Raw genomic sequence first — 846 nt, forward strand, 5'->3', positions numbered from 1 at the left:
CGAATTCTTTTCCTGCTTTGTAGGCACCGTTTTTGATACCTTCTGCGGTTTCCCACAAGGTGAGGATTCGTTTTTGTTCATCGGTTAAATTTTCTTCACCTAGTTCTTTTGCGAGTTTCAAAAATTCTTCTATGTTAGTTGCATTTGCGAGTTTCTTTTGTAACTCTTCTTTACTGTCTTCTCTAGAACAGGTATTTTCTAAAAGTAAGTCATCGATTTGATACTTCTTTACTGTGCCGATTGTATAGTTTTCTAGTTGTATCTGTCCACTTTTCGTATGGGATTGAATACGATTTATGTAGTTTTGCATTTTCGACACATCGTTGGATAATTCTTCTAAAGCTTTACTTTGATTGTAATCAAATTGATGGATTTTTTCTACCGTATCTTTGATTTGGCTTTTTGCATCATCCACTTCTTCAAGAAAGAATGTATCATTTAATAGTGGTGCAGCTACAATGTCTTGTACGGATAGAATTGTTTGATTTGTTTCATCTGTTAGTGTGATTGTATGATTGGCTGTGTTTTGTAGGCTATTTTGTAAATCTTCTGCTAAAAAAGCTTCGACAATCCTCCCATTACTTGCAGACTCAAGCGCTTGCAATTCATTGCCCATAATAGTTAGTTTACTCTCGTAATCTTCTATAAAAGTTTTGTAATGAGAGATAAATGGCAAATGCACTTCTCTATAATAATTTCGCATCGCATCCGCACTTTTTCCTTTAAAAGCATCTTCAAGGGCTAGTATTCCTTGCACCGCGGTTTCGATTGCGTCTATTTCCTTTTGTTTATTTTTTAAAGATTTGAGCGTTTTTTCAATTCCATTCTGTATACCGGCAACATCTA

At 35.0% G+C, this 846-nt stretch carries 1 protein-coding gene; it reads right to left on the reverse strand.

Annotated features, from left to right (window positions below; translation table 11 throughout):
- On the reverse strand, positions 1-846 hold an 846-nt coding region (locus tag CW357_RS18070; RefSeq protein WP_206426839.1), incomplete at both ends, for a T7SS effector LXG polymorphic toxin.

Source organism: Rummeliibacillus sp. TYF005 (genome assembly GCF_003844195.1).
Taxonomy (GTDB): Bacteria; Bacillota; Bacilli; order Bacillales_A; family Planococcaceae; genus Rummeliibacillus.